The sequence below is a fragment of the Streptomyces sp. NPDC003036 genome (genome assembly GCF_040611175.1).
In the GTDB taxonomy this organism is placed as follows: domain Bacteria; phylum Actinomycetota; class Actinomycetes; order Streptomycetales; family Streptomycetaceae; genus Streptomyces.
Map to the genome: position 1 here is coordinate 1 of NZ_JBEXNO010000086.1, position 5,142 is coordinate 5,142.

The following is a 5,142-nucleotide window of genomic DNA, read 5'->3' on the forward strand; positions in this document are numbered from 1 at the left end:
GCGCCATCGGCGCCGTCGTCCTGGTCGACACCCGCCGCCTCGCCGACTGCTTCCCCGCCGTCGACTACTTCGAGAACAGCGGCCTGCCCTTCGTCGTGGCCCTCAACGGTTTCGAGGGGCACCAGCCGTACACGCCGGAAGAGGTGCGGGAAGCCCTCCAGATCGGCCCCGACACCCCCATCATCACCACCGATGCCCGCCACCGCGCCGACGCCAAGAGCGCCCTCATCACGCTCGTGGAACACGCACTCATGGCACGGCTCAAGTAGGCGTGAATTTACGGTAGTTGTCGTAGACATCCAGTGAATGGAGATCGAGATGGCATGTGTCCTGGGACACGGTCGGCCCGCCCATTCATAACGTTTCGACAGAGAATTGGGGCGCGCCGGACACGACCCGCGTTCGCGCGGTGCCGCTGCGCTCACGCGAGCCTCGCCTTTTGGCGGGGCTCGCTCTTTATGCCCGTTTTATCGGGGGTCTGGACCAGTGACGGCGGCCGAATCCCGCTGTTTGGAACGCGGCCGCTTTACGTGCTGCAATGCGACGAACTCCCGAGTAGTACGGCCCTGAACAGAAAAACGGCACAACGTAGGTGCCGGCGCCGAGAGGTTGTTGGTCGAGTGAGGCGAAGCAAGAACAGCGCCGCGGAGCAGCAGGCGCGGGGCAACTTCACCCCGCCCGCGCGCACTGCGGTGCCGCCTGCCGATGCGCCCGGAACACCGTCGGACGGCCTCGCCGCCGGCACCGGCAGCACAAGCAAGTTGTCCCCGCGCAACTGGCGGGTGCCGACCAGGCTGAACGCGATCCTCCTCATACCCGTGCTGGTCGGCCTCGTCATGGGCGGCTTCCAGGTGAAGTCGTCCATCGACACCTGGAACGAAGCCCAGGACGCCGAGAAGACGGCCCTCCTCGTACGCGCCGCCTCCGAGTACGGCGGGGCCCTCCTCAACGAGCGCGACCTCACCGCCGCGCCCCTGCTGACCGCGAAGAGCGCCGAGGACCGCGAGGCCGCCCCGGTCAAGGAGGCGTACGCGAAGACGGACGCCGCCAAGGCGAAGTTCGACGCCGCCGTCCAGAACATGCCCGACGACCCGGGCCTCCAGCGCCGTCTGAAGCTCTTCCGCGCGGAGGAGCCCACCCTGGAGCAGCTGCGGGAGACCGCGTACACCAGGGCCATGGACCCGACGAAGACCGAAGAGGGCTACGTCAAGGTCCAGCACTCGCTGATGGAGTTCGCCAACGAGCTGGGCCTCGGTACCGGCAACGTCACCGCCTACGGCCGTACGGTCTACGCCATCCAGCTCGCCAAGGCCGCCGAGTCGCTCCAGCGCTCCATCGGCATGCACCTGCTGATCCGGCCCAGCAAGGACGACGCCACCTTCGCCGAGCAGTCCGTCGCCTTCAAGTCGTACAACTACCTGGAGCAGATCGCCCTCGGCGAGTACATCTCCGGCGGTACCGCCGAGGACCAGGAGAAGCTCGTCCAGGTCATGACGGGCAAGGCGACCGAGGGCGCCAAGCGGCTGAAGGACGCGGGCCTGAACCCGCCCACGGACAAGCAGGGCTCCGTCTTCGCCGGCATGGCCGCCGAGATCGGCAAGGCCCAGGACGCCGACGCCATCAGGGACCTGCGGGACAAGGACATCACGCCCGAGACCTGGATGGGCGCCGCGACCGCGAAGTTCGAGGGCTACAGCGAGATCGAGGCCGACCTCGTCACCAAGGCCGTGGATGAGGCCGAGAGCATCTCCAACGACGCCCAGACGGACGCGTTCGTCACCGGTGGCATCGTCGTGATCGCCCTCCTCGCCGCCTTCATCCTCGCCGGGATGATGGCCCGCCAGATGAGCACCTCGATGCGCCGGCTGCGTACCGCCGCCTTCGATGTCGCCGAGCAGCGCCTGCCGATGCTGGTCGACCAGCTCTCGCGCACCGACCCGGGCCGCGTCGACACCCGTGTGCAGCCGATCCCGATCAACTCGCAGGACGAGATCGGCGAGGTCGCCCGCGCCTTCGACCAGGTCCACCGCGAGGCCGTCCGGCTCGCCGCCGAGCAGGCCCTCCTGCGGGGCAACGTCAACGCGATCTTCACCAACCTGTCGCAGCGCAACCAGTCGCTGATCGAGGGCCAGCTGACCCTGATCACCGACCTGGAGAACAACGAGGCCGACCCGGACCAGCTGGAGAACCTCTTCAAGCTGGACCACCTGGCGACCCGTATGCGCCGCAACGGCGAGAACCTCCTCATCCTCGCGGGCGAGGAGCCCGGCCGCCGCTGGAACCAGCCGGTGCCGCTGGTGGACGTGCTCCGTGCCGCCTCCTCGGAGGTGGAGCAGTACGAGCGCATCGAGCTCACCGGCGTGCCGGAGTCGGAGATCCACGGCCAGGCCGTGACCGACCTCGTGCACCTGCTCGCCGAGCTGCTGGAGAACGCCACCACGTTCTCCTCCCCGCAGACCAAGGTCCGCGTCACCGCGACCCGTCTCCCCGACGGCCGCGTGATGATCGAGATCCACGACAAGGGCATCGGCCTGACGGCCGAGGACTTCGCGGACATCAACCACAAGCTGGCGAACCCGCCGACCGTCGACGCCGCGATCTCGCAGCGCATGGGCCTTTTCGTGGTCGGCCGCCTCGCCGACCGGCACGGTATCCGCGTGCAGCTGCGCCCCTCGGGCGAGCAGGCCGGTACGACGTCGCTGGTCATGCTCCCGGACGCGATCACCCACGGTGGTGGTGGCGACCCGATGGCGGAGGACGACTTCACCGTCTCCCAGATCATCCCGGAGCAGCAGGCGTACGAGGCCGCCCCGTTGCGTACGGCGGCGGAGCTGGGCTTCGACGACTCCCGCTACGAGCAGGGCTCCGGCCAGGAGCCGGCGCTGGACCCGGTGGGCCGCTCGCTGCTGCGTGAGGAGCGCCGTGCGGCGCTGGGCGCGCAGCTGTTCCGCGACGAGTCGGACGAGCAGCCCCAGGGCGCCTACGGGCAGCCCCAGGAGCCGTACGAGCCCCAGCGCGACCCCTACGAGGCGCAGCGCGAGCGGTACGAGCCCCAGCCCGAGCAGCAGTACGAGCAGCCGCAGTACGAGCAGCAGGCGTACGAGCAGCAGCAGTCGTACGAGCAGCCCCAGGCGGCGTACCCGCAGAACGGCTACGACCAGTACGGCGGCCAGGGCGGTCAGGACTACCCGACGGGCGAGTACGCGACCGGCGAATACGCCACCGGCGAGTATCCGGAACCCGGCTATACGGAATCGGTGTTCCCAGATCGGGACGGCCCGCAGCAGCAGTACGACGGCTCGTTCGACACCGGTACCCACCAGGGCGACTGGTCGGATCAGGGTGCGCGCGCGGGCGGCTACGAGGACGCGTTCGGTACGGAATCGGAATCTGCGCAGGGCGGTCACACGAACGGCCCTGAGCGCGTAGGCTTCTCCTCGGGTCCCGCCCCGAGCACCGGACACGAGCTGACCGACGCCGGTCTGCCGCGCCGTGGCAGCAGCGGCGGCCAGCAGCCGCCCGCGCGGCAGCAGGCTCCGCAGCAGCAGGAGCGTTCGCAGCAGCAGGCACGGCAGCAGGGTTCGCAGCAGCAGACTCCGCAGCAGCAGGCTTCGCAGAGCGAGGACGGCTCCGAGGGCTGGCGTTCGACGAACGACGAGCGCTGGCAGCGGGCCGAGAAGCTCCGCAAGCCCGCGGCCGGCGGGGTCACCCCCTCCGGACTGCCGCGGCGGGTCCCCAAGGCCAATCTGGTCGAGGGCAAGGCTGAGCAGACCCCGCAGGGCGGCCCACAGGTCTCCCGCGCCCCTGAGGACGTGCGAGGCAGGTTGAGCAACCTGCGCCGCGGTGTCCAGCAGGGACGCAACGCGGGAACGGACACGAACGGACCGGGCCTCGGCCCAAGTAGCACCTACAACCAGGAGCGTTAGTGTGAGCCCGATGAGCCAGGCGGCGCAGAATCTGAACTGGTTGATCACCAACTTCGTGGACAACACCCCCGGGGTGTCCCACACGGTGGTGGTCTCCGCCGACGGACTCCTGCTGGCGATGTCCGAGGGTTTCCCCCGTGACCGTGCCGACCAGCTCGCCGCCGTCGCCTCCGGACTGACCTCGCTGACCGCGGGGGCGTCCCGGATCTTCGAAGGCGGTGCGGTCAACCAGACCGTGGTGGAGATGGAGCGCGGCTTCCTCTTCATCATGTCGATCTCGGACGGCTCCTCGCTGGCCGTCCTCGCCCACCCGGACGCCGACATCGGTCTCGTCGGCTACGAGATGGCGCTTCTGGTCGACCGTGCGGGCACTGTCCTTACCCCGGATCTGCGCGCGGAACTCCAGGGAAGTCTTCTCAACTAGCAGACGGACCGTGCGTTTCTCGCCACCGCGCCATAAGGTGCGGTGGCGCGGGTCCACAGGGACATGGACCGGCGAACGGTAGTCGGAGGAGGAAGAAACGTGGCAACACCCCCGGGCGGACACCACCCATACGACGGTGCGCACCAGTCACAGGGTGAGGCAGGCCAGAACCGCTTCAACTTCCCTTCGGCGCCGAGCGGGCACGGCACCCAGCAGCCCTACCAGGGACCCCCGTCGTACGTACAGCCGCAGGCGCCGCGCATCCAGCCGGTGCAGCAGCGGCGCAGGGCCCCGGAACCGGGTCCGGCCTCGTCGTCGGGCTCCGCGGGGAACACCCACAATCCGCTGGTCCGTCCGTACGCCATGACCGGCGGCCGGACGCGGCCGCGCTACCAGCTCGCCATCGAGGCGCTGGTGTCGACCACGGCCGATCCGTCGCGGCTGCAAGGGCAGTTGCCCGAGCACCAGCGGATCTGCCGGCTGTGCATCGAGATCAAGTCGGTGGCTGAGATCTCGGCGCTTCTCTCCATCCCCCTCGGCGTTGCCCGGATCCTCGTCGCCGACCTGGCGGAGGCCGGACTTGTCGCCATCCACCAGCCCGGCGGCGACGAGTCCGCCGGCGGCCAGCCAGACGTGACACTGCTCGAAAGGGTGCTCAGTGGACTTCGCAAGCTCTAGCGGCGGTGCAGCCCGCTCAACCACCAGCGCGAAGATCGTGGTGGCGGGCGGCTTCGGCGTGGGCAAGACCACGTTCGTCGGTGCCGTCTCGGAGATCAACCCGCTGCGTACCGA

Annotated in this window: 4 protein-coding genes and 1 pseudogene; all 5 read left to right on the top strand. The window is 69.2% G+C overall.

Annotated elements, in window-relative coordinates:
• On the top strand, window positions 1–269 hold a 269-nt coding region (locus ABZX67_RS33055), incomplete at its 5' end, for an ATP/GTP-binding protein (protein WP_355368429.1).
• Between the two features lie 351 nt (window positions 270–620).
• Entirely contained in the window at window positions 621–3,926 is a 3,306-nt protein-coding gene (locus ABZX67_RS33060) for a nitrate- and nitrite sensing domain-containing protein (protein ID WP_355368432.1), read from the top strand.
• Window positions 3,927–3,936: 10 nt separating this feature from the next.
• Window positions 3,937–4,350: a roadblock/LC7 domain-containing protein gene (locus ABZX67_RS33065; protein ID WP_030980891.1), complete on the top strand. Its 414-nt coding sequence runs from the start codon at window positions 3,937–3,939 to the stop codon at window positions 4,348–4,350.
• Between the two features lie 99 nt (window positions 4,351–4,449).
• Complete coding sequence (locus ABZX67_RS33070; RefSeq protein ID WP_355368436.1) at window positions 4,450–5,028, top strand: DUF742 domain-containing protein; 579 nt, start codon at window positions 4,450–4,452, stop codon at window positions 5,026–5,028.
• A pseudogene (locus ABZX67_RS33075) lies at window positions 5,009–5,142 on the top strand (ATP/GTP-binding protein); the annotation flags it as partial. The gene ABZX67_RS33070 and the pseudogene ABZX67_RS33075, both read left to right, overlap by 20 nt.

Bases quoted from the DNA above. Each gene is read 5' to 3' on its own strand.
- ABZX67_RS33065 (WP_030980891.1), top strand. From the start codon at position 3,937: ATGAGCCAGGCGGCGCAGAATCTGAACTGGTTGATCACCAACTTCGTG.